This is a genomic window from Sphingobacterium wenxiniae (assembly GCF_900116225.1).
Lineage (GTDB): Bacteria > Bacteroidota > Bacteroidia > Sphingobacteriales > Sphingobacteriaceae > Sphingobacterium > Sphingobacterium wenxiniae.
In genome coordinates, this window is the sequence record NZ_FOZZ01000001.1 from 245,478 (window position 1) to 269,363 (window position 23,886).

Below are 23,886 nucleotides of genomic sequence, written 5' to 3' on the forward strand. Positions count from 1 at the left end.
GTTAAAAATCGTTTCCTACTAAATATTGTAATTCTTCGTATGTAAGATTATAGTTTTCCCATAAGTCCAGAAAAGCCTGCTTTGCCTCACGGGCAGACTGTACAAAATCGATGAATTCCATCAGCGATATCTGTTGCACCTGTAAATGCCTGCGGTAGTTGTCTATCAACTTTGCCTGTTGCGTCCAATCTTGTATGGGCCAATCTTGTAAAGCATTTTCGTATGCCAACAATTGAGCTTTGTAACGTTTTACAGCGGTCTCCATTTCCAGTCGCAGTGCAGATTGAAAAGCCCTTTCTTTATCAATACTTTCTTTGGCTGCCTGGATATTACCCTTATTGCGATTGAATACGGGTAATTCCATGCTTACACCGACGCCTATAAAATCACGCATGATATTTCCGCCACGGTCATAGCCAAGGTGCATGGTGAGATCAGGTTTAGACCGAGCCTTTTCCAACGAAAATTGGCTTTCTGCTTTTTTGACGGCCGTAGCCTGTTGTTTTAAACCTATATTTTGTTGATGTACCAAGGATAATAAATCTAACGGCAGACGTGCTGTGCGACTTACAAAACACCCCTCAGTATCAAGCTCCTCGACAGACAAACCCTGAATGCCTGTAATGGTCTGAAGAATCGAAATCGCTTCTGTTATACCTTCATCCAACAAAAGCGATTCTCTACGGAGTCTCACCAACTCCGCTTGTATTCTTTGGTAGTCTGCTAATGAAACATTCTGTTTTTGGCTTTGATTGGCATATTGCTGAGTCAGTTCCTCAAAAAGGCTAATAACATTACTCAACTCCTTTTTACCAACCTTCAAGTTAGCTAATCGGTAGAACCCTTGACGCAGTTCCTTTTTCAGTTCGCGCATCGTTTCTTCAAACGCATAAACATACTGTTGCTGGTCGAGTTGCTTAATAGCTACCCGCTTTCCACGCTTACCCGCAGTTTCAATTAGCTGTTCCAGTTCGACGGAAATCTGTTGCTTTTTACCGTAATTTCCGATTAGAGGAGGAAGCACTTCGCTGCTTGCGTTCGACCAAAGGTTAGCTTCATCAACCGTGAAAATAGGGTTAGTCCACAGTCTTTCCTGCAACACTTCAGCTTCTGCCTGCGCGATTTCATAACGAGCAGCAATCAGCAAATAGTTGTTCTCCAAGAAACAGGATTCAAGTTGTGATAGATTATAACTCTGTCCTCGTCCTTCTGTAAATGCCAGTATGGCAAGACATATCGCAAATAAATATTTCACCTTAAAACTTTTCTGCAAAGCTACAGTTCGTGTATTAAGGATGATTTTGGAGTAAATTAGAATTACATTAGAAATACAGACACACGGTTGTACCTTTATCGGTGGAGGTAATCTTCATTTCAACTCCGTGGAGGGTAAAAATTACGTTGGCTATCGATAAACCAACACCTTTACCTTGAAAACCTTTGGTATTGGCTGCGCGATAAAAGTTTTGTCTGACATTCGCTAAATCATTTTGGGGAATACCTATTCCTTTATCCATAACTGAAATCAACAAGCATCCTTTCTCCTGCTGCAAGACGACCCTTACCGTTTGGTTATCTGAATATTTGATGGCATTTTCAAGGATATTGCCAATGGCAAGTTCAAGCAATTTATCGTTACCTTTAACAGTCAATACGTTAGTGTCTTGTACCTGAATATCCACATCTAAATGTGCTTGATGATAGAGAACCATATTTTCAATCAATTGCCATACGACCTCATCGATTCGTAACGCGTTAAACTCGAAATTAGTCTTTGCACCAGACAGTAACATCATCTTGTCTAATGTTTCCTGCAAGTCCGTAGTGTACTGTTGCAACTGTTCTATAACATCTCGATATTCTTTTTCTGTACGTGATTTATTTTTGGTTACTTCCAGTGTTCCCAGTAACGCTGTTATGGGTGTACGTAGCTCATGCGACACATAGTCAATAAAATTTTTCTGTACGTGAAAGGTATCGGCGATACGTTTCACAAAATGGTTATAGGTCTCTACCAGGTCATTTACTTCAGCGTAGGTTTTTGAGAGTTGCAGTGGCTGGTTAAAATTCCGTGTATCTCTTTCCTTAATCTGTTTAATAATATGTATGATAGGTTGGTAAGCAATGTAACTGAGGTATTGAGAAAAGAAGAAGATAAAAACAATTCCCAATAAGAAAGCAATCAATAAAATCTTAAAAAGAGAAAACATCTGCGCCTTAAAATCCTCTTTGGGTTCTCGGGTAACAACAACAAAATCACCTTGGTTATCATGATAGAAAATACCGTTGTAAAAATAAGATTCTGTATCGAAAAACGCATTTTTGGATTGCCTTACCTGTTCCAAAAAGTCGATTGAAATATCAATCACAGACATCATGTCACCATTCGATTGTTGGTTTGCACTATCAAAAACCGCAATATTACGTCTGGAAATAGCCTTGTACAATTGATTTTGGATATTGGTATGCTCCATAAAAGAAAGCTCGTCCTTTTCAAGATAATAGATAGCGGCAAGCAAGGATTTACTTTCCAATGATTCCTTTTCTTTCTTCTCCATTTGGGTATAGTAAGAAAAATAAATCACCGCAGAAAACAGCAACATAACGATAGTAAAAATCGTTACGGAATACAATGACAAACGATGCTTTAATTTCATAGTAGCTACCCTTCTGTCTTAAACATATAGCCAACCCCTTTAACCGTATGTATATATTTATCGCCGTTCTTTTCGATCTTGTTCCTTAAATAGGAAATATAGACATCAACCACATTGGTGTGGTTGTCGAAGGTAATCCCCCAGACTGCGTTCAGAATCTGTACACGGCCAACGGTTCTGTTTCTGTTCTCAACAAGGTAATTCAGCAATTTATATTCCCGAGGCGAGAGCTCTACCTCTTCTCCATTCACACTAACCTTATATTGTTCCACATTAATCTGCAAATTTCCAAAACGGAGCTCTGTTTCAGGAAGTTCATGTAGATACTTCCTGCGGCGTGTCAATGCCTTGATCCGTGAAAGCAGTTCATCAAAATGAAAAGGTTTAGTGAGGTAGTCATCGGCACCATAATCCAGTGCCGAAACCTTGTCTTGCACACTATTTAGCGCACTCAACATCAGTATAGGTGAATAATTCTTTTTATAACGCAAGATTTGCAATAACTGCATACCATCCATTCCTGCCAGCATAATATCCAAGATGATGATATCCCAATCAATATTTGCATAAGTTTTCAAAACCTCCTCAGCATCCTTGCATAATGTAACCAAATACCCACACTCTTCCAGCCCTTTGACTAGAAAGTTACTGATTCGATTATCATCTTCGACTACAAGGATTTGCATAACCTGATCTATTTTTACAAAACTAGCGATTTTATTGGACAGCAGGTGCGCTTAATCAAAACTCTAATGCACTTCTAATATTGAACAGACAGATGATATCGCACCTATTAAGTTGTTCATCAGTTTGCAGTTTCTAATAGTATGCTATTCCCGATACTCCTTCCCTGTGAATATGTCAATATAATAGACCTCTTTTCCTTGCCCATTATTCAAACCTACTAAACCATCGGAAGATATGTGTTCATATCCCCTCTCTCCAATACGTTGTTTCCGCATATTATCATAGAGATAGAAGCATTCATCTATGGAATCCCGCACAGCGAAAATCTGCTTTTCACCATTCAAAACAGATATATTAGAATAATCTGGCGACAAGTTCCAAGAACCTTCTTTTGTATTCCAAATCCCCCACATAGCTTTTTCTTCTCCTTTTTTTATCTCGGCTATATACAAATCTGCCCCAGCATGAGAAATATGTCGGATTTTCCCCACTTTCCAATCTTTAGGCAATGAAGCCGATTTAAACACCATGTGCTTATCAGGCCATATAGAATTTCCAACCTGATCATAGATAAAAAAATCTTGTACATCGATCTCGCGTAGCAAATTACCCTTATCATCGATATATAGCCAATCATAAACCCAGACTGCATGATCGTAATTAAAACGTCCTAAGATAAAATACGGTGAATTGTTAATCGAATAGATCAAAGATACTTCTTTTAAAAAGTTACGTTGATCAGCAGTTGCCTGTCGGATTTGTTTTGGAAACGGCTTATCATATTGTGGAAAGGCATAAATCTGATTTGTTTGCGGGTCTTTCAACAGCTTCGGGATAATAGGTAGAAAACGTTCTTGATTAATCGAATCCAGTAGAAAAGTTCCACCGGACAAAGTAACGGAAAGACGATCTACTCCAGTCAGATTCGCATGTACAGCCTTTCCTCCTCTCCCTACGTCATAAATAGCAAAAATTTTGCCCTGCGATTTTATATACCGATGGTTATCCAATACGAAATCAATATCACTTTTCAACTTTTTAAAACGCTTGTTCAACCGTTGATACAGGTTATTATTCCAGATATAATGTGTAGAATCAAGTTCATGGACGTATGAAGTATATTCATTATCGAAGTATGGAACATCATCTTTCACAAGCACTTGACCTGTTTCCAAAATTCGGGTTTCAACCTTAACGTAATTCGCTCTCTTTTTTATATGCTTACTAAAGATATTCCACTCCCATTTCCATATCGGCATTTTCTTTTCATGAGGTTCTTGCATCATTATAAGCGTAAACCCTCCTACCGCTGAAAGCGATATCTCTTTTTTAACATAAGGTTGTACAATCCTACCCATTCCATCAATTACTGCACATTCCTTTGCTTCATTCTGAACCACGGCATAACCAGTTGACGTGAATTTGCTCGCATTATTAAACGTTTGGGCAATCAATACATTTAAATCTTCATCTACATATTGATATTTCCCCTGCTTCGTCAAAAATGGTATCCTATTTTCATGCTTGGTATGTAAAGAAGATTGTGCTCGGATTTCCATTGTGCTATTTCCACAACCTATCAATAACCCCAATATAACGAGTATCCGAACCCGATAACTTATGTAACAGCACATCTTTATTCTCCTTCTATTTGTAAAGGGTAAACATAGGTATAAAGAACTACTTAAGAAATAACGGATTCCAGTGATTTTTACCGATGGATTGTAGAAACGAAAAAAGCCCCAAAATTTTCATCTTGAGGCTTTCTATTCATATTCGGTAAAGAATTAACCTATTTGGCATAAGATACCGATCTTGTCTCTCTAATCACGGTCACTTTAATCTGACCTGGATAAGTCATCTCGGTCTGGATACGGTTGGAAATATCTGCCGCTAAAATTTCAGCTTGTGCATCCGAAACTCTCTCCGATTCTACCACTACGCGCAATTCACGTCCTGCCTGGATAGCAAAAGTTTTCTCTACGCCTGGGTAAGATAAAGCAAGCTCTTCTAATTCTTTTAATCGTTTGATATAGCTTTCCACCACTTCGCGACGGGCACCCGGACGAGCACCAGAAATCGCATCACAAGCCTGAACAACAGGTGAAATCATCGAAGTCATCTCGATTTCATCGTGGTGGGCGCCGATAGCATTGCATACATCTGGATGTTCTTTGTATTTTTCTGCCAGTTGCATACCTAAAATAGCGTGTGGCAATTCCGGGTTATCATCAGGTACCTTACCAATATCGTGCAATAATCCAGCACGTTTAGCAAGCTTCACGTTTAAGCCCAGTTCCGCAGCCATAGTAGCGGCAAAGTTCGCAACCTCACGGGAGTGTTGCAACAGGTTTTGTCCATAAGACGAACGGTAACGCATACGACCAACCATACGGATTAATTCCGGATGCAATCCGTGTATACCCAAATCGATAACGGTACGCTCACCGATTTCAACGATTTCATCTTCAATTTGCTTACGTGTTTTCGCAACCACCTCTTCGATACGTGCAGGGTGGATACGACCATCCGTTACCAAACGGTGTAGGGAAAGACGTGCAATTTCACGACGCACAGGGTCGAATCCGGAAAGGATAATCGCTTCCGGTGTATCATCCACGATAATTTCCACTCCTGTAGCTGCTTCTAAGGCACGGATATTACGTCCTTCACGACCAATAACACGTCCTTTAATCTCATCGTTCTCGATATTGAAAATAGAAACTGTATTCTCGATAGCCGATTCCGTCGCTGTACGCTGAATTGTTTGGATAACCACCTTTTTAGCTTCTTTGGAAGCGGTCAATTTGGCTTCATCTACAATATCTTTGATCTGCATGATAGCTTGCGAACGAGCTTCTTCACGTAAAGAAGATACCAATTGCTCTTTGGCTTCGTCAGCAGATAAACCTGCAATGGTCTCCAATTGCTTTATATGTTGGTTTTTCAAATGCTCAACTTCATCACGTTTCTTTTCATTCAGTTCGACAAGTTGATCCAGTTTTTTGCTCTTGTTATCAACCTCCTGCTTCTCCCGATTCAAGCTTTCAAGCTTTTGATTCAGAGATTGCTCTTTCTGTTTTATCGTATTCTCTTTTTGCGCTACGGCTTGGTTACGTTGGTTTACTTCTTTTTCATGTTCAGCCTTCAATTGTAGAAACTTTTCTTTAGCCTCCAAATTGCGTTGCTTCTTATGATGTTCAGCCTGTTGTTCAGCCTCTTTGATAATGCGTTGTGCCTTTTCATTAGCGGATTGTTCTTGTTTTTTGAAAACGAGTTGTAACAAAAAACGACCGATAACCACCCCAACGATAAGCGAAATTATAATTGAAATTGTTGTTAATAAGTCCATTTTTATATTAAGTTGTTTTTATTTAATTGTTTATTCGTTTAATTGTTTACTTGCATTTTTTTCAAAAAAAAACCGCAATTAAATATAACAGGTCCCATGTATTATTAAACTTCCATTACACATGATTGAGCAATTGATCATGACCGAGATGGCTTACGCAAAATGGCCTACATCTTGTTTTCGCTCGTGATATTGAAGCGTTAAGTTTAAAATAGTGACAACCCGAATTTAATTGCGGCAAATTCGTCGTTATAAAGCTCTACTTAAAAGAACGATATTTATTTACTAAAGAAATTGTTCAGCAGGGCATCCAATTCATGAACCTGTTGCTCGACCCCATCTTCATGTTGCTGGGCTTTGCGTTCAGCCTTTATCATCCCTGTAGCATATTGCAATACACACATAGACAATAAATCCTGCTTATCACGAACTGCATAATTATCTTGCAATTCCTTTATTCTTTCATTAACCAATTTCGCAGCGTGGCGGATAATCTCCTCCTCCTCTGTCTCTACCCGCAATGGGTAGACACGGTCTGCGATATTTATCTTTATGGAAATCTCTCCCATGCTTTTTGAGCTTAAATAACGTAACAGGCTTTTACTTCTTCCTTTCTTACACCTACTTCAACAAGCCTATACATTTGTCTATTTCTCGCACAAAATCGTTAATTTTTTGTTTTGTGTCAAGTATTTTTTCATTTATTGCTTCCCTATCCACATCCGACTCTTCCAAGGATTTCGCAACTGCCAAAGCTTTAAGCTTTTCCTCCAATTGTTGTACTTTCGCCGAACTGGTTTCGAATGCAACCTGCAACGATTGTACTTCTAACTTTAGGAGGTCATTTTCCTCTTGTAAGGCCTCACACAATTGAATCAAATTTCTCGTTTTCTCAACGATGATATTCATTTGTGAAGATAGTGTAGCCATATTTCGCAATTATACTTTATATGGAGCTGAACTAACGTATTGTAGCTCCTGTCTCTTTCTCAAAGTTAAGAATTAATTTTTTAATTATTGCATCAATTTGCTTGTCATTTAACGTTTTTTCTTCGTCCTGAAGGATAAAGCTCAGAGCATAAGACTTTTTGTCTGCTGCCAATTTATCGCCCTTATAAACATCAAAAATATTAACCTCTTTGAGCAATTTACGTTCTGTCTTAATAGCGATATTTTTCAACTGCTCAAAAGTAACCGCATCGTCCACCAATAAAGCCAAATCACGGCGTACTGAAGGAAACTTAGAAACTTCTTGGTATTTGATGCTATTCTTACGGATAGCTTTGATAACCAAATCCCAATCAAACTGCGCGAAAAAGACCTTTCCATCCACATCGGCTTTTTTCAAATTCACGGATGATACTGCTCCCAAAGTAACCAAGACCTTCTGGCCTTTCATATAGCTCAAACCGTAATCAAAGTATGTTCCATTAGCTTCCACAAGCTGTAAACCTGAAATGTTAAGGCGTTGAATAATAGCATCTACTGTGGCTTTCAAATGATAAAAGTTAACAGGCTGTGTTTTGGTCTTCCAGTGCTCTTCTCTGTCGTTTCCAGCTAGACAAATAGATAAATTCTGTTTCTCCGTATATCCTTCTTCTGATTTGAAATACGTTTTACCATATTCAAAATACTTCGCGTTCGGATTTTTACGTTTTTGGTTGTAAGACACCGATGTCAATGCTGAGAAAAGCAAATTTTGACGCATTGTGTCCAAATCCGAGCTTAACGGATTCACTAAACGCACAGCCGTATTTTCGTCATCGGCAAAGGCAAGTTTTGTCAGCGAGTTGTTTAGAATCTCTCTATAACCATTCGCAATCAACAAATCGGCAATTTGGTTCAGTACGACTTCCTTGTCTGGTTTTTCTTGTGTATTTAAGGATGCCTTTATCTGAGTCCCTAATTCAATATTGTTATAGCCGTAGATACGTAATACCTCTTCAATAACATCCACTTCACGAGTCACATCCACTTTATAGGCTGGAACGTTCACCAAAAGATCCTTCTCATCTTCCTTCACAATAGCAATTCCCAAAGCTGCAATGATACCACGGATTTCCTCTTTTGGAATTTCCTTACCGATTAAACGTTGCACGTTAGCATAATTGACCGTAAATTCAAATGGTTTGACTGGTTGCGGATATATATCTGTAACAGCTGAAGCAATCTGTCCACCTGCAATTTCCTGTATAAGCAATGCAGCTTTTTGCAATGCATATATCGTCATTTCAGGATCAGTCCCTCTCTCAAAACGGAAAGAAGAATCAGTTTTTAATGTATGTCTTTTGGATGTTTTACGTACAGAAACCGCATTGAAGTAAGCAGACTCCAAGAAGATATTCTTCGTTTCGTTGCTTACGCCAGAGTGCTCACCACCGAACACACCGGCAATACACATTGGTTTTTCTGCATCAGCAATAACCAAATCTTCCGAAGACAACTTACGCTCGACCCCATCTAAAGTAATGAAAGATTCATTCTCTTTAGCTAATCGGACAACAACCTCATTACCAGAAATTTTATCTGCATCAAACGCATGTAAAGGTTGACCTAAATCATGTAAGATATAATTGGTGATGTCAACAATATTATTGATTGGACGGATCCCTATGACTTGCAGTTTTTCTTTCAACCAATCCGGTGAATCTGTTACAGTCACATTACTGATATTGATTCCTGAATAACGTGGCGCAGCTTCTGAAGCCAAAACCGATACTTTGGTCAGCAAGTCATCTGTTGCTTTGAATGAAGAAGCCTCATTCAAGGTATAGGATTTACGGAAATATGCGGCTAAATCACGAGCAACCCCAAGATGTGAGGCCGCATCGGCACGGTTAGGTGTCAAACCAATTTCATAGCGATAATCATCCTGGATATTGAAATAATCCTTCACCAAAGAGCCTACCTCAGCATCATCTTTCAACTCAACAATACCTGCATGTGAGCTACCCAAACCTATCTCATCCTCACCACATAACATTCCCTCTGAAACTTCTCCCCTGATTTTGGATTTGGTGATTTTGAAAGGTTCGCCTTGCGTAGGATGGCAATGAGTACCAACTGTAGCGACGATTACTTTCAGTCCTGTACGGACATTAGGTGCGCCACATACGATATGCAACAACTCTTCAGCCCCTACATCCACTGTAGTGACTTTCAATTTATCGGCATTCGGGTGTTGTTCGCAGCTCTTCACTTCGCCCACAACCAAACCTTCCAAACCTCCTGGAATGCTCTGTACCTTTTCCAGAACCTCCACTTCGAGTCCTATATCCGTCAAAATCAAGGATAGTTCCTCGGGTGTTTTATCTATATCAATGTAATTCTTAAGCCAATTATAGGAAATATTCATCTTGGAATCCTCTATTTTAGGCACAAAGATAGGTTTTTGTTAAGGGAATATCCATTATTCCAATGGAAAAACCACGTTTTTTTTCGCAAATCATAAAGTCTTAAGTAATCGTTATTCAGCTTTATTCTAAATCTACAACCGTTCCCGATATTCTTTTGGAGTTACACCCAACATTTTTTTCACATAACGAGTAAAGAACGAACGGCTCGAAAAATCCATTTCATCGGCAATTTCTGAGATATTCAGATTCTTGTTCTGTAGCAAAATGGTTATCCGTTCTTTCACATACCGCTGTATCCATTCCGAAGCCGTAATTCGGGTATTGACTTTACAAATATAGTTGAGATATTTGGGTGTAATGTTCAACCTATCACTATAAAACCGCACCTCTCGCTCTTTCATACAATATTCCTGTACCAACTGTATAAACCGTTCGTACAACGTGCCACTTTGCAAACTACGTTTGCGTCGGTCGATTTCGTCTTCAAAAATATGCCACATTTCCAAAAGAAAAAGTTGCATTTGGAGTTTCAACACTTCTTCATAAAATCGATGATTGGTTTCTTGTGATTTATCATACAACAACTGAAAATTTTTTAAGATTTTCTCTTTGTCTTTTTCTCTGGATGCAAAATCGGGTTTTCTTTGGAATGTACATAGCTGTCTATACTCATAGTTGCACTGGGTAAATTCATTGTCAGCAGGTCGTTGTCCACAAACAAAAGCATGGCTTTAAAATTTGCGGAAAAACACAAATCAGAAACAGCAAAACCAGCTAACCAAAAGATAAATTCCCCCTTTTTGCAATGATATTGCCTCCCATTAAAGACAAATTTCACACTTCCGCTTTGGCAATAAAGATGTGTGTGATACCGAATTTGGAAGTCTTCCGGAAATTTGCGTATCTCTAAGACCCGCAGGTTCGGTCGCACTTTGCTGCATTTGGAGCCCTAAAATGGTTAACAGTTTCCCGTGCGCATATAAACTAGCTCCCTCTGGAGAAGAATGTACAGCATTAATGGTTTGTATATTATAATGAAGCTGGTCACTAATATCATTGTTATCCTTGAACACAAACAAATCATTCTCTTCAATACCATCTGGCTTTAAGGAAAAGTAATCCATGATTTCCTTAAAATACAGAAATGGTAGTGTTATCATATATAAAGAAAGTGGCGATTCCTTGAGTTGCGAAGAAATCAACAATTCCTCTTTGGCAATAGTTATTGCATTAAATTGGTTTGCCTGTAGCTCCCTTGTCCGACTCTCCACTTGGATTTCTATAGCCTGTCCATAGTTAAAAATCAAGCAAACACTAAGTTCTCGACTCTGAAACCGCAACTTGTCTCGGATAGCCTGTATATTAAAATAGGAGATACAGTCTGTCAATACAGTTCTATTTATAGTGCCGGAAATAGCAGAAGTCTGATTAACAAGCTTTAGCATGATCTGTTATTATTTTATTTGTTTAGACCTATTACAAATAAAAACACCGATTTTGTAGACATTCTGTTTTCATGGTGTTAAGAATTGCGTAAATTACTCACGTAACATTTTAAACGAAAACATGGATAATATAACGATAGAGCAAGTAACCTTAAAAGATAAAGAGCAACTCCAACAGATTGGCCGACAAACTTTCTTCGAAACTTTTTCATCGAGCAACACAGACGAGAATATGAAAAGATATCTCGAAGAAGGTTTTTCCTTATCGAAATTAGCACACGAACTTAACGATACTAATTCTGCCTTTTATTTTGCACGGATAGGGCAACAGATTATTGGTTATCTGAAAGTCAATTTTGGGGAATCGCAGACTGAATTAAAAAATGAACAAGCACTTGAAATCGAAAGAATTTATGTATTACGAGAATTTCATGGTAAGAATATCGGTCAGGTTCTATACGAGAAGGCAATGGCTATTGCCATAGAGAAAAAAGCCGATTACATTTGGCTAGGGGTTTGGGAGGAAAATCCACGTGCTATCCGTTTCTATGAAAAGAATGGTTTTGTGGCATTTGATAAGCATATCTTCCTGTTAGGCAATGATGCCCAAACAGATATCATGATGAAAAAACAAATATAGAGGAGCTATCTCAAAAGAGAAAACATCACCAGATTGCTTCGTTTCTCCATCGCCAGAGGCGAGGCACAGCGCAATGACGGTGATGTTTTTCTTTGATACTTTACTTAATAATTTCCTCGATTTCGTTCATGATTTTCTTTGCTATAGCTTCCGCAGCCTCTGGTGTAGGTCCTTCGGAATAGATTCGGATAATCGGTTCCGTATTGGATTTACGAAGATGTACCCATTCTTCAGCAAAATCAATTTTCAACCCATCAATGGTGCTATGCTGCTCATGCTTATATTTTTCCTGCATTTTGCGCAATAAACCATCAATATCCAATTCTGGTGTTAACGTAATTTTATTCTTAGACATGTAATATTGCGGCAACTCGGCTCGATATACAGAGGCTTTTTTACCCAATTTTGCCAAGTGCGTCAAGAAAATAGCCACACCAACCAAGGCATCGCGCCCGTAATGCGATTCGGGATAGATAACCCCTCCATTTCCTTCACCTCCGATGACAGCATGTACTTCCTTCATCTTCGTTACAACATTCACCTCACCTACAGCAGCGGCATAATATTCGCCACCATGTTTTACGGTTATATCACGTAAAGCACGCGTGGAAGAGAGGTTGGATACCGTATTTCCTTTCGTATGTTGTAAGATATAATCAGCTACTGCAACTAATGTATACTCTTCGCCAAACAGCTCGCCATCTTCCATCATAAATACTAAACGATCCACATCCGGATCAACCGCAATACCTAAGTCTGCTTGATTTTCTAAAACTGCAGCTGATAAATCGGTTAAATGCTCTTTCAGCGGTTCAGGGTTATGCGGAAAATGCCCATTAGGCTCACAATGTATTTTATATACAGTCTGAACACCTAAGGCTTCCAACAAGGCTGGAATAAAAATCCCTCCCGTACTATTTACTGCATCTACTGCTACTTTAAAGTTTGCTTGACGAACTGCTTCCTTATCGACCAAAGGCAATGCTAAAACTGCATCAATGTGTTTTTGGAGGTAGCTATCATCATGAACAATCTGTCCCAAATCATCAACCTCAGCAAAGTCAAAATCCAAAGATTCACCTAGGGCCAGTACTTCTTTTCCCTCCTGATCGTTTATGAATTCACCTTTGTTATTCAAAAGCTTTAAAGCATTCCATTGCCCCGGGTTATGGGAAGCTGTCAGAATAATACCACCTGCAGCATTCTCCATAGGCACTGCCAGTTCCACCGTCGGCGTAGTCGACAGTCCTAAATCAACCACATCTGCCCCAATACTTTGCAAAGTACCCACAACGAGGTTATTCACCATCGCCCCAGACAGACGTGCATCTCGTCCTACCACAAATTTCTTATTACCGGTCTTCTCGATTAATATTTTTCCAAAGGCCGCTGTAAATTTTACGATATCGATAGGTGTCAAACCATCTCCCGGCTTGCCCCCTATTGTTCCTCTAATACCTGATATAGATTTAATAAGTGTCATATTTTCTGTAAACTTTAAATCGTAAAAATAGCTTTATATCGTATAATTTTCATATAAAACTTTCACATTTAAATTGGAAACATTACTTTTGCGCAACATTGTTACATTTAGATTGAGAACGGGACACTCTTTTATCCTTAGTTACTCGAACAAAGTGTTTACGATGGAAGATATAAATAGCTTCATTTTTATGGATACATGCCATTTAATAAAAACGAATTATTTATGTTTGGGAAGTTTTTAAACATCATAGTTACGTATTATGTTAAATCAGTTAATCCATTTTGACCAAGAGATATTTCTACTCATCAATCAAGGAATGAGTAATCCTTTCTTTGATTGGTTACTGCCTATCCTTAGAAACCCCTATACTTGGGCACCTTTATATTTATTCCTGATTATCTTCTTTATCAAGAATTACGGTAAGATGGGGATAATTATTGTTGCCTTTACTTTAGCAAATTTCGGTGTATCCGATGCTTTGTCATCTCATATTATCAAGAAAAATGTCAAGCGCATACGCCCATGTAACGATCTAGTCTTTAAAGAAGAAGTCAACATTAGGGTTCGCTGTGGATCTGGATTTAGTTTTACTTCTTCGCATGCCACCAACCATTTTGCCATGGCTTTTTTCTGGATAGCCCTATTCCGCAGGAGATGGAAACATACACTCTGGCTTTGCATTACCTGGGCATCACTTATCAGTTTTTCACAGATTTATGTAGGTGTTCATTATCCTTTTGATATTCTTTGTGGGGCACTATTGGGAATTGGTATAGGGACAGGTATGGGATATTTATTCAAACGGTTTTTCCCAAATTATTTACAAGCAGATACTAATAAAGCTACGGCTAACACACTATGAGTTCTTTTTTAATCGTCACGATTTTATTTGGATCAGCCTTTTTGGCGGGTCTGGCTGTTTTCTTTGTCAAGAGAGATAACACCAATTTATTAAAACTTACGCTTTCATTTAGCGGGGCTTATCTATTCAGTATCACGGTATTGCACCTGATTCCACATGTTTATCTCAGTTCCACAACAAGTCCTGAAGTGATAGGTCTTTATGTGCTTGGGGGCTTTATCTTCCAATTAGTGTTGGAACAATTCTCACAAGGGATTGAGCATGGACATATCCACCACAGCAACCATCAAGTATTTCCATTGGGGATTTTGATAAGCTTATGCTTACATGCTTTCTTGGAAGGGATGCCCTTAGCAGCGGGCCATCAGACAGAGTTGGTATTTGGTATTGCTATCCATCACATTCCTGCAGCATTCGCATTGGGTAGCCTTTTGTTGAACACCAAACTGAACAAGACAAAGATTACCTTATTTGTCTTGATTTTTGCGGCAATGACTCCACTAGGCTTTTTAACAAGTAAAGGGATTAGTCAAGGAGAGATAGGCAATATCGCACAATACTTCGACAAAATGATGGCTATCGTGATTGGTATTTTCCTACACATTTCTACTACCATTCTCTTTGAATCCGGTTCGGCAGATCACCATACTTTCAATAAAAGGAAAATGCTCGCTGTTCTTTTAGGAATAGCCGTATCGTTAGCAAACTTTCTATTCGATGGTCACAGCCATGACCACGGTGGAGGCCATCATCACGATCATGAACATCATCACCATCATGATGAGGAGCACCAACATTAAAAAACGAAGGGCTTTGTGTTATAACACAAAGCCCTTCGTTTTTTAATCTAATTCTTCTATATTTGGGTATAAACAATCTACAGCACCCATGAAAAATCTCAAATATTTCTGAATACTCTTTGTTTTATACTTCGTATTTGCCCACCCCGCTATCATCTATTACAATATCCCACGAAATAATATTGCAGATGAAAACCCGATAATAGCATTGTTGCTGCTTGCTATAGCGGTTATTGGCTGGACAATCGTATTAGTTATACTGGCGCGATCCATCTAAAAAACACCTATGGTCAACGTACAAATATCAGCAAGATTCTTCAAAGCGGTCGCTCCGTTGTTGGTACAGTCATCAGTAGTAAGACATTGCCAAGCAACGATGATCGATATGTACCCAAAGAGGTAACTGTCGAATTTAACAACTTCGCTAAGCAGACTGTCCGCTACACGTTAACCATAAACAATAGCCAACCGCAGCTCCGTCGATATGAACCTGACAAAAAATTACGTTTGTGTATCGATGAACAATTGCGTTATCCCCCATATATTCTTCCGGAAGATATACAAGCTAAATTACATTCGGGTCGTATTGCAACATTATACATACTTTGGGGCTTATTCGTATTTGCTATTATCGGATATTTCCTCTATGCTTACCAAACGGAAAACAATGGATACGGTTGGCGCTTCTTGGTCGCTTACCATCCCCTGCTTCTTTCACTTTACATGATTGCTCTCTTCGGTTTCATCGGCTATATGATAAAAGGTGGGTGGTACAACAGGGCTGCAAGAGGCAGCAAAGGAATGAAGCTATTACTTTTCGGAAATAAGACGAATGCGACTGTATTATCCGCTACGCAGACCGGAACTTACATCAATAACCAACCGGAAGTGAAGTTTAATCTTTCTTTCATGGATACCAAAGGCAGAACCCACCAAGCAAGCATAAAAAAGATTGTCAACCTGTTAAATCTTTCCTACATACACAAAGAAACCAAAACAATACTTTATCTACCAGAGGAACCAGAAGTTATTGCTTTTGAAGAAGATATTGAATAAAGTGAAGGAGGATCATTTACTTATATAACTTTAAAACACGAAACACATGATTAAAAGGACATTATATTTATTCATAGCCGCAATCTTATGTACTTCTTGTCGGGAAATCAGTAAGTCTATTACCGATACACTACAAACCAATCAAGAGGAAAAGAAAGAAACAAATGTGCCCAAAAGCAATACTGCTAATGAATTCTATAGTGAGGATGAATTAGCCGAATTAGGTCGATCTGAACAACAGAGGATATTCACGGCCGATAAAGAAGCACTACAACAGGCTGAGAACAGCTTGCGTCAGCGATCTGAGTTTCAAGGAAAGCCCATTGTTATCTTTCGTAATGCCCATTTCTATAATGATGGAAGAATTATCCTGACCATCCAGAATCCAGAGAATCCGGAATTTATTGACAGCTATCATTACAAAAATGGCCAATGGGGTGAGCCTGTGCGGACAACCAAAGCCGACCGTGTAGAGGAAAGGCTTATCTCCTTAGATAAAGTACCTTTCGTGAACGCGAATAAAGTATATGAAAGCATCCAACAAAAACTCAAAGAAATCGATTTTGAAAAGCCCGATATAACGGTTTACTTTGTTATAAACAAGAATAAAACACGGTGGTATCCAGGTAGTATAGACACGGATCGGTCTCGTTATTCCTTGGAATTCAATGAAGATGGCACTTTAATAAACTTTAAGAAGGACTAATCCTTCTTAAAGCTATTATATTATCTCTTTGTTGTAGGCAGAAAACGCTTATCATTTGCTTCGGAATCACCATATTGCTGACGGGTGTCCGCAAGTTTTTTGTGCATATCCGCCCGCACCTGTGCGTAATCTGGATGGTTATAAACATTATTTAGCTCTTTTGGATCTTTCTCTAAATCATAAAGCTCCCATTCATCAACATCATAGTAGAAGTGCATCAACTTATATCGGTCTGTCCGTATACCATAATGCCGTTTGACGGTATGAATAGACGGGTATTCATAATAGGTGTAATACACCGCATCCCGCCATTTCTTTTCTTTGCCATTGACCAGGTTTCGGAACGATTCGCCTTGCATATCTTGTGGAATTTCCACGCCCGCATAATCCAACAAAGTCGGTGCAAAATCCAGATTCTGTACTAAGGCATCGGAAGTTTGACCAGATTTAATCTCAGCCGGATAGCGAACCAGTAAAGGCGTGCGCAGGGATTCTTCATACATAAAACGCTTATCGTACCAACCGTGCTCTCCAAGATAAAAACCTTGGTCCGACGTATACATCACAATGGTATTTTCATCCAATTCGTTTTCTTTCAAAAAATCCAACAAACGCCCTACGCCATCATCGACTGCTGCAACCGTTCCCAAATAGTCTTGCATATACCGTTGATATCGCCAACGCATAAGCTCCGTATCCGACATATGCGCATAATTCGCTTTAAAATCAGCCATAATAGGGTCGTATACCGCATCCCACTTAGCACGTTCTTCCGGACTCATGCGTCCGAGGTTATTGTTGAACGCCGCCTTATCCCAAGACATATATTCCTTAATTCCCAGTTCGTCCATCATCGCTGGCGGAATCTTATTATCCCCTGCCCAATTCATGTGCTTTAGGATATGCATTTCTGCTGTTTTAGCAGCCGTCCCTCTCCCTTGGTAATCGTCAAACAAAGTTGTCGGTTCTTTATAAGTACGGGAAGTATATTCCTGAATATGTCGTAATGCTGGCAGCCATTCGCGATGAGGCGCTTTCTGATGATAAAGCACACAAAAAGGTTTGCTTGTATCACGCTTGGCAATCCAATCCAACGTCATATCGGTAGTCAGGTCAGTTACATAACCTTCTATCTGCTGCTTAGTGCCATTAATCACAAAGTTAGGGTTATAGTATTCACCCTGGTCGATGAGCACTGCGGAATAATCAAAACCCTGTGGCAATCCATCCATATGGATTTTACCGATTAAAGCCGTCTGATAACCGTTCTTCTGCAAAAGCTTCGCAAAATTATCCTGATTCCAGTCAAATTTTGCTTCGTTATCAATCTTTCCGTTCACAAAACTATGTTTTCCCGTGAGCAAAACCGCACGGCTGGGCGCACACAGGGAATTAGTTACTGTCGCTCGAGTAAATAATACACCTTCTTTTCCAAGCCGATCAATGTGCGGTGTTTCATTCAGCCCATAGCCGTAAGCACTTACTGCCTGATATCCATGGTCATCACTCATAATATAGACAATGTTTGGACGTTTGGCCTTGGTCTGGGCACTACCTACAAATGGCAGCACCATAAAAAAGCTCACAGATAACAACTTACATATGTTCATCTTATTCTTTATTATACATAAAAATGATTATGGTGAAAATACAACTTTAATAATTAGGATACAAATAACCTCACAAAACCTTAACGTTAGCTTAATCTAGCACCAGTACATTTGTAGTATTCGATGTATACATTCCTTTTAATATACAATTAATTCAAATTCTATAATGAAACATCAATTAAAAGCTTTTATCAGCAGCGGATTACTCTTGTTTTCTGGATGGAGTTATGCACAGGAAATGGCCATGGGTACAGTATACCACGACCAAAACAACAATGGTAAACGTGATAAGAAGGAAGTAGGACTTCCTAATGTATCCGTTAGTAATGGTGTAGAAGTCGTATTGACAGATGCGAATGGCAAATACCAATTGCCTGTTGGCGATGATAATATTATATTCGTCATTAAACCAAGTGGCTATATCTCAGCATTGGATAATAACAATCTTCCCCAATCCTATTATATCCATAAACCCAAAGGTTCACCAGAGAATTTGACCTATAAAGGTGTTGCTCCCACCGGAGCATTACCGAAGAGCATCGATTTCGGGCTTCAAAAAACCGATGAATCCGATCAATTTCGCATTTTAGTATTCGGCGATCCGCAGGCCTACACCGAACAGGAGCTTGCTTTCTTCAATCGTGGTATCGTAGATGAAGTAGAAGGAATCAAAGGAATTAGCTTCGGTATCAGCTTGGGGGATTTGGTTGGTGACAATTTGGATCTGCACCACGGCTATAAAAAAAGTATTTCCCGTATCGGTGTTCCTTGGTACAATGTCATAGGAAACCACGATATGAACTTCAACGTAACGGCAGATAGCTTATCCGACGAAACCTTTGAGACCAACTTTGGCCCGGCAAACTACGCCTTTAATTATGGCAAGGTACATTTTATTGTGTTGGATGATATTCTCTACCCAAACCCACGGACAGGCAAAGGTTATCTGGGCGGTTTCCGAAAAGACCAACTTGACTTCGTAGAGAACGACCTGAAAACTGTACCCAAAGACCACCTCATTGTTTTGGCTTTTCACATCCCTTTAGAACATAACAACGGCGATGTTTTCCGTGCGGAAGACAGGCAACGTCTTTTCGACCTATTAAAGGACTATCCGAATACACTTTCACTATCTGCACACACACATTTACAAAATCAGCTATTTTACACGAAAGAAAACGGATGGCATCAGGCAAAGCCGCACCATGAGTATAACGCAGGAACTACTTCCGGCGACTGGTATTCAGGACAATTGGATGAACGTGGTGTTCCGACTACAACAATGCGTGACGGAACACCAAACGGTTATGCTTTTATTGATTTTGACAACAACAATTATAACATCCGTTATCAAGTTGCAGGAAAAGACAGCAAGCATCAAATCAATGTATTCCATGCCAAGGTAGTTGGTCAAGGGAAAACTTCCCGTGCAGCCATCTATGCCAATTTCTTTATGGGGCATCACGGGAACAAAGTGGAGTATTCCGTAGACGGTGGTGAATGGAAAGTGATGCATCCAACCAATGCGACTGATCCAGCTTATCTGGCTTCGCTCTATCCATGGGACAATGGAGATACACTACTTCCCGGTCGTCGTCCTTCTGATGCCGTAATCAGTCGACATCTGTGGTGGGCAGCCTTACCTGCTACACTTCCGGTCGGTCAACACGAGATCCGTATCCGGGCTACAGACGATTATGGGAATACATATGAAACATCAAGTAGCTATCGTGTAGACCCCACTAAAAATTATCCTGACCCACCTCAGAAATAATGGACAGAGGGATGTTGCGTATGTACACAACATCCCTTTTCTTCTTTTTCCAATTGTAATCGTTCAAAAAGCCTTGCATAATCTTTTACCATCTTATCCCAACCAAAATGATTTAACGTATAATTACGGTAAGCTTCGCGTTGCTCCACCATTGCTTTAGAATCAACAAACAATTGCTTCAAGGTTTGCACCCACAATGCCTCATTTTCAGCTTCTATCAATAGACCATTTTTCCGATGATGTATAGCATCCGTTATTCCTTCGAGTTCTGACGCGATCACGATTGCTCCGCTAATACTCGCTTCTAAGCATACCAAACCAAATCCTTCCATATCTCCTGACACACGAATATTCGGCATCACAAATGCAGTTGCTTCCGCAAGGAGCACTTGCAAATCCTCTTGTGGAAGCTTACCTACATGCTTCACTTGATTGCTATATCGTTCATCACAAAGCAAACCTCGAAGTTCCTGTTCGTCAGAAGGGTATCCCATCATCAACATATATAACTCCCGCCAACGAGCAGGTAAACGGTTAAGCCATTTCTCTTTCTTCGAGGGTTCAACTGAAAAAGGTCCTGCCATCACCAAATAACTCTCTTCAGACAACTTTGGCAAAACGTTCTTTATAAACCAGGAAAACCCTTTTCGTTTTACAGGTCGTCCCAAGGTAGTAAGTATCCGACGATTTTGAGGAATATCGTATTTTATACAGAAATCTATCCATTGTTTTTCTTGTGTGGCCTGAGCAAAATGATGGTCTATGCCATTGGGAATGACTGTTATTTTATCCGCAGCGATTCCTCTTTCTATAGCAGCTTTCGCTGTAGCCTTGCTCACCGTCACTACTTGGTCGAAGCGGTTAAACCGAGGAAGAATAAAGCGCTGGTAAATTTTCCATGGGAAGACAACATCTAATCCATGTAAAGTCACGACACGTTTCAAATGCACATAACCAACATGCCACAGACTCAATGCCGCAATCAGCCCATCATTGAAATGCACGACACTAATTTTAGGATAGCGATGTATCATCGCCAAAATACGACCGTTCAACTTCCGGAAGAATTGAAAAGAACTCTCTTCTCCTGTATAAACAATCTTTCTTACCGTGACACAGGTTTCCATACCTTTTATCAACTCATAGCTTTGTTTTTCCATCCCCCCTGTAGCAGGTGGATATTTATGACTGACGAACAGGATTTCCATAGTTGAAAAGTTTAAGTGTATCCGGTTTACGGACTAAAACATAACAGATTATGCCAATGAATATCCAAAAGACCTGACGCGCACGGCGGAGTACAGATACTACTAGCCAAACCGAAACAGCCTGAATACCAATAACGGCTAGCACTAACTTATTTCCCAGTTCTTCTATACCTAACTGTCCGGGAATAAATGCGCCCAGGCTTTTCACAGCGATAACGCCCATATCCAATAGCAAGCTCTCCATCAGCGGGATATTATACCCCAGAAAGGAAAGAATATAATAAAATTCCATGCTCCCGACCAGCCAATGCAAAGCAAAGAGCAAATAGGAAAGCCAAAAATTCACAGACTGCTGCTGATAAAAACACCGAGCCTGAACGGCTAAATCCCTGACCTTATACACCCATCGACGAAAACATCCCCCTTCTTCAACATTCGCTCCTGTGGTTTTCGATGTTCGGCTAAGCCAGAAAAACAGAACAATCTGCCCAACAATCAATAGATTAAGGAAAAACCACAACCCATATTTAACGTAAGCAGAAGATGTCCAATCCATATTGGACATCAGCCAGATAATAGCCAATGTAAGTAACAATAATTGCGACAAGACAGCTGTTATCCGCGAACCAACGATTGATCGGGTTGTCAATTCGGTCGATATTCCATAAGGTTTAAGTAATTCATTTTTCAAGACGTCCCCCCCTATCACACTGGTGGGGTTATACAAACCAACTGTTTCACCCACCTGACGGATCATAAAAAGTCTTGTAACCGTTATTTTTCTCCGCTGAGTGCCCAAACATACCCACCAGCCTAATGTACCCAAGAGATAGGCAACAAAAGTGACACCGATCAGCATGAAAAATTTCCATCCTATTTTTGTCAATTCTGCAAAGACCATCCGGAAATCAACCTGCACAATAAAAATCGTAATAGACACAAAGATAGCGGCTATGACCAGTAGTCTTAGGATCCGCGTGCTGATTAACCGGCGAGCCATATCAATTCCCGATTCGGTTTCAAACTTAATTGTGCAAGTTCCGCAAAATAGCGATTCGTCAATCTATTCCAGTCCATTTCCTGCACCGTATCGAGTGCATGACGGGCGATGTAAGAGCGAAGACTATCATCCTCTAACAAAAGGCGGATATAAATCAAGTAATCTTCTGCTGCCTTTGGTTTGCACTTATATCCGGTTTGTCGGTGACGTATCAAATCCGCACTTCCTCCTCCATTGGCAATGACGCACGGTAAACCCGAAGCCATAGCCTCCACCACTACATTTCCGTATGTCTCCGATACCGAAGGAAACACAAAAACATCGCACGACGCATATAAAGCAGCTAAATCGTTGTGGGATAGCTTACCCAAAAAAATAGCATTGGGCATTTGCTCTTGCATCTCTTCCTTCGCTGGTCCCTCCCCCACAACGAGAAAGTTATGCGCTATGCCCTGTTTATCCAACAAATGATAGATATCAATCAACGTCTGGATATTCTTCTCCCAGACCAATCGACTGGCAAATAAAATATTAGGCTGATTATTGCCAGTAATTTCTTGTACATAATCCCTATCCCTTTTTCCGGGGTGGAACAGGTTCAAATCAATCCCTCTTTGCCAAAGCGTCAACCTTTCTCCTTCTACCCCCAAATCTTCCAATTGCTTCTGCATTGTCAACGATGGCACATACGTCAATTGACAGGTATTATAGAATCTTCGTGTTGCTGCCCGCATCCAACGTTGTACAGGTTTAATCAGCAAAGGCATTTTTTTGAGGTAGTAAGGTATATAAGAAAGGAAATTGGTATGATATAGGCTGATAACTGGGATACTTCTTTGTCGTGCATATTTTAAAGCAAAAAATCCCAGCAGTGACGGCGTGGCGATGTGAATAACATCCGGTTGGAAGGCATCCAATTCCCGTATAAGTCTGCTCCTCACCAAGAGAGGCACACTCAGGCTATAATCTTTGTTGACTTTCGTATTTACAGTAGGTACATGTAAGCACCGATGCCCATGTAATTCTTCCGGACCTTGACCACAAACAAACAAAAACGAAAATCTCGAGGCATCAATCCGATCTATAATCTGAAACATGGTTCGCGATGCACCATCAAACTCTTGTATAAGTATCTCTGCAAAAAAAACTGTTTTCACCATACGGTACCCTGATTTTATGGTGAACAAGATAGATAGTGAATATTTCCTTAAAAACAACTGTATATTAACGATTTATGAAATTATAAA

21 protein-coding genes are annotated in these 23,886 nt (G+C 39.8%); 6 read left to right on the forward strand and 15 right to left on the reverse strand.

Annotated elements, in window-relative coordinates; genetic code table 11:
* Position 1: 1 nt before the first annotated feature.
* From BM375_RS01130 to BM375_RS16955, 10 genes are all read right to left on the reverse strand, one after another.
* Positions 2-1,255 carry a TolC family protein gene (locus BM375_RS01130; protein WP_139227471.1) on the reverse strand — a complete coding sequence of 418 codons (1,254 nt, stop codon included), beginning with the start codon at positions 1,253-1,255 and terminating at the stop codon, positions 2-4.
* Between the two features lie 67 nt (positions 1,256-1,322).
* Positions 1,323-2,657, reverse strand: coding sequence for a sensor histidine kinase (locus BM375_RS01135; protein WP_212611597.1), 1,335 nt, complete (start codon positions 2,655-2,657; stop codon positions 1,323-1,325).
* Between the two features lie 5 nt (positions 2,658-2,662).
* Positions 2,663-3,343, reverse strand: coding sequence for a response regulator transcription factor (locus tag BM375_RS01140; protein WP_093363323.1), 681 nt, complete (start codon positions 3,341-3,343; stop codon positions 2,663-2,665).
* 144 nt (positions 3,344-3,487) lie between these two features.
* On the reverse strand, positions 3,488-4,903 hold the full coding sequence (locus BM375_RS01145) for a hypothetical protein (RefSeq protein ID WP_093363324.1): 1,416 nt from the start codon (positions 4,901-4,903) through the stop codon (positions 3,488-3,490).
* Positions 4,904-5,136: 233 nt separating this feature from the next.
* A complete protein-coding gene (gene rny, locus BM375_RS01150) occupies positions 5,137-6,696 on the reverse strand; it encodes a ribonuclease Y (protein WP_093363325.1) in 1,560 nt (519 codons plus the stop codon).
* Between the two features lie 278 nt (positions 6,697-6,974).
* The gene (locus BM375_RS01155) at positions 6,975-7,265 is read right to left on the reverse strand and encodes a cell division protein ZapA (RefSeq protein ID WP_093363326.1); all 291 of its coding nucleotides are present in this window, start codon (positions 7,263-7,265) and stop codon (positions 6,975-6,977) included.
* Positions 7,266-7,317: 52 nt separating this feature from the next.
* Entirely contained in the window at positions 7,318-7,626 is a 309-nt protein-coding gene (locus BM375_RS01160; RefSeq protein WP_093363327.1) for a hypothetical protein, read from the reverse strand.
* Positions 7,627-7,657: 31 nt separating this feature from the next.
* On the reverse strand, positions 7,658-10,051 hold the full coding sequence (pheT, locus tag BM375_RS01165; protein WP_093363328.1) for a phenylalanine--tRNA ligase subunit beta: 2,394 nt from the start codon (positions 10,049-10,051) through the stop codon (positions 7,658-7,660).
* A 132-nt stretch (positions 10,052-10,183) separates the two neighbouring features.
* Positions 10,184-10,636 (reverse strand): helix-turn-helix domain-containing protein, encoded by a 453-nt coding sequence (locus tag BM375_RS17280; protein ID WP_212611598.1) that lies wholly within the window; start codon positions 10,634-10,636, stop codon positions 10,184-10,186.
* A gap of 237 nt (positions 10,637-10,873) precedes the next feature.
* Positions 10,874-11,497 (reverse strand): hypothetical protein, encoded by a 624-nt coding sequence (locus BM375_RS16955; protein WP_139227472.1) that lies wholly within the window; start codon positions 11,495-11,497, stop codon positions 10,874-10,876.
* A gap of 121 nt (positions 11,498-11,618) precedes the next feature.
* On the opposite strand from BM375_RS16955, the gene BM375_RS01175 reads away from it, so the two are divergent.
* Positions 11,619-12,137: a GNAT family N-acetyltransferase gene (locus tag BM375_RS01175; protein ID WP_093363329.1), complete on the forward strand. Its 519-nt coding sequence runs from the start codon at positions 11,619-11,621 to the stop codon at positions 12,135-12,137.
* 100 nt (positions 12,138-12,237) lie between these two features.
* Here BM375_RS01175 and glmM read toward each other — a convergent pair whose 3' ends face one another.
* Positions 12,238-13,620, reverse strand: a complete 1,383-nt coding sequence (gene glmM, locus BM375_RS01180) for a phosphoglucosamine mutase (protein WP_093363330.1) — start codon at positions 13,618-13,620, stop codon at positions 12,238-12,240.
* 262 nt (positions 13,621-13,882) lie between these two features.
* On the opposite strand from glmM, the gene BM375_RS01185 reads away from it, so the two are divergent.
* From BM375_RS01185 to BM375_RS01200, 4 genes are all read left to right on the forward strand, one after another.
* Positions 13,883-14,485 (forward strand): phosphatase PAP2 family protein, encoded by a 603-nt coding sequence (locus tag BM375_RS01185; protein WP_093363331.1) that lies wholly within the window; start codon positions 13,883-13,885, stop codon positions 14,483-14,485.
* The gene (locus BM375_RS01190; protein ID WP_093363332.1) at positions 14,482-15,285 is read left to right on the forward strand and encodes a ZIP family metal transporter; all 804 of its coding nucleotides are present in this window, start codon (positions 14,482-14,484) and stop codon (positions 15,283-15,285) included. Before BM375_RS01185 ends, BM375_RS01190 begins: the two co-directional genes overlap by 4 nt.
* A 363-nt stretch (positions 15,286-15,648) precedes the next feature.
* Positions 15,649-16,341 carry a hypothetical protein gene (locus BM375_RS01195; RefSeq protein ID WP_093363333.1) on the forward strand — a complete coding sequence of 231 codons (693 nt, stop codon included), beginning with the start codon at positions 15,649-15,651 and terminating at the stop codon, positions 16,339-16,341.
* A gap of 46 nt (positions 16,342-16,387) precedes the next feature.
* Complete coding sequence (locus BM375_RS01200) at positions 16,388-17,047, forward strand: hypothetical protein (protein WP_093363334.1); 660 nt, start codon at positions 16,388-16,390, stop codon at positions 17,045-17,047.
* A gap of 20 nt (positions 17,048-17,067) precedes the next feature.
* On the opposite strand, the gene BM375_RS01205 is transcribed toward BM375_RS01200, so the two are convergent.
* Positions 17,068-18,621, reverse strand: a complete 1,554-nt coding sequence (locus BM375_RS01205) for a sulfatase family protein (protein WP_244525789.1) — start codon at positions 18,619-18,621, stop codon at positions 17,068-17,070.
* Between the two features lie 202 nt (positions 18,622-18,823).
* Between BM375_RS01205 and BM375_RS01210 the strand changes: the two genes are divergently transcribed.
* Positions 18,824-20,431, forward strand: coding sequence for a calcineurin-like phosphoesterase C-terminal domain-containing protein (locus BM375_RS01210; protein WP_093363336.1), 1,608 nt, complete (start codon positions 18,824-18,826; stop codon positions 20,429-20,431).
* Here BM375_RS01210 and BM375_RS01215 read toward each other — a convergent pair.
* From BM375_RS01215 to BM375_RS01225, 3 genes are read right to left on the reverse strand one after another with little or no spacing between them, the layout of a single operon-like run.
* Positions 20,422-21,639 (reverse strand): glycosyltransferase family 4 protein, encoded by a 1,218-nt coding sequence (locus BM375_RS01215; protein WP_093363337.1) that lies wholly within the window; start codon positions 21,637-21,639, stop codon positions 20,422-20,424. The two genes, BM375_RS01210 and BM375_RS01215, sit on opposite strands and share 10 nt — an antisense overlap.
* Positions 21,614-22,639 (reverse strand): lysylphosphatidylglycerol synthase domain-containing protein, encoded by a 1,026-nt coding sequence (locus tag BM375_RS01220; RefSeq protein ID WP_093363338.1) that lies wholly within the window; start codon positions 22,637-22,639, stop codon positions 21,614-21,616. Before BM375_RS01220 ends, BM375_RS01215 begins: the two co-directional genes overlap by 26 nt.
* On the reverse strand, positions 22,624-23,799 hold the full coding sequence (locus tag BM375_RS01225; protein WP_093363339.1) for a glycosyltransferase family 4 protein: 1,176 nt from the start codon (positions 23,797-23,799) through the stop codon (positions 22,624-22,626). The genes BM375_RS01220 and BM375_RS01225 overlap by 16 nt, the downstream gene beginning before the upstream one ends.
* Between the last annotated feature and the right edge of the window lie 87 nt (positions 23,800-23,886).

Excerpts from the sequence above, each read along its gene's own strand:
- BM375_RS01135 (WP_212611597.1), bottom strand. The coding sequence starts at position 2,657 with ATGAAATTAAAGCATCGTTTGTCATTGTATTCCGTAACGATTTTTACT.
- BM375_RS01140 (WP_093363323.1), bottom strand. The coding sequence starts at position 3,343 with ATGCAAATCCTTGTAGTCGAAGATGATAATCGAATCAGTAACTTTCTA.
- BM375_RS01145 (WP_093363324.1), bottom strand. The coding sequence starts at position 4,903 with ATGGAAATCCGAGCACAATCTTCTTTACATACCAAGCATGAAAATAGG.
- rny (WP_093363325.1), bottom strand. The coding sequence starts at position 6,696 with ATGGACTTATTAACAACAATTTCAATTATAATTTCGCTTATCGTTGGG.
- BM375_RS01155 (WP_093363326.1), bottom strand. The coding sequence starts at position 7,265 with ATGGGAGAGATTTCCATAAAGATAAATATCGCAGACCGTGTCTACCCA.
- BM375_RS01160 (WP_093363327.1), bottom strand. The coding sequence starts at position 7,626 with ATGGCTACACTATCTTCACAAATGAATATCATCGTTGAGAAAACGAGA.
- pheT (WP_093363328.1), bottom strand. The coding sequence starts at position 10,051 with ATGAATATTTCCTATAATTGGCTTAAGAATTACATTGATATAGATAAA.
- BM375_RS16955 (WP_139227472.1), bottom strand. The coding sequence starts at position 11,497 with ATGCTAAAGCTTGTTAATCAGACTTCTGCTATTTCCGGCACTATAAAT.
- BM375_RS01175 (WP_093363329.1), top strand. The coding sequence starts at position 11,619 with ATGGATAATATAACGATAGAGCAAGTAACCTTAAAAGATAAAGAGCAA.
- glmM (WP_093363330.1), bottom strand. The coding sequence starts at position 13,620 with ATGACACTTATTAAATCTATATCAGGTATTAGAGGAACAATAGGGGGC.
- BM375_RS01185 (WP_093363331.1), top strand. The coding sequence starts at position 13,883 with ATGTTAAATCAGTTAATCCATTTTGACCAAGAGATATTTCTACTCATC.
- BM375_RS01190 (WP_093363332.1), top strand. The coding sequence starts at position 14,482 with ATGAGTTCTTTTTTAATCGTCACGATTTTATTTGGATCAGCCTTTTTG.
- BM375_RS01200 (WP_093363334.1), top strand. The coding sequence starts at position 16,388 with ATGATTAAAAGGACATTATATTTATTCATAGCCGCAATCTTATGTACT.
- BM375_RS01205 (WP_244525789.1), bottom strand. The coding sequence starts at position 18,621 with ATGGTGCTGCCATTTGTAGGTAGTGCCCAGACCAAGGCCAAACGTCCA.
- BM375_RS01210 (WP_093363336.1), top strand. The coding sequence starts at position 18,824 with ATGAAACATCAATTAAAAGCTTTTATCAGCAGCGGATTACTCTTGTTT.
- BM375_RS01215 (WP_093363337.1), bottom strand. The coding sequence starts at position 21,639 with ATGGAAATCCTGTTCGTCAGTCATAAATATCCACCTGCTACAGGGGGG.
- BM375_RS01220 (WP_093363338.1), bottom strand. The coding sequence starts at position 22,639 with ATGGCTCGCCGGTTAATCAGCACGCGGATCCTAAGACTACTGGTCATA.
- BM375_RS01225 (WP_093363339.1), bottom strand. The coding sequence starts at position 23,799 with ATGGTGAAAACAGTTTTTTTTGCAGAGATACTTATACAAGAGTTTGAT.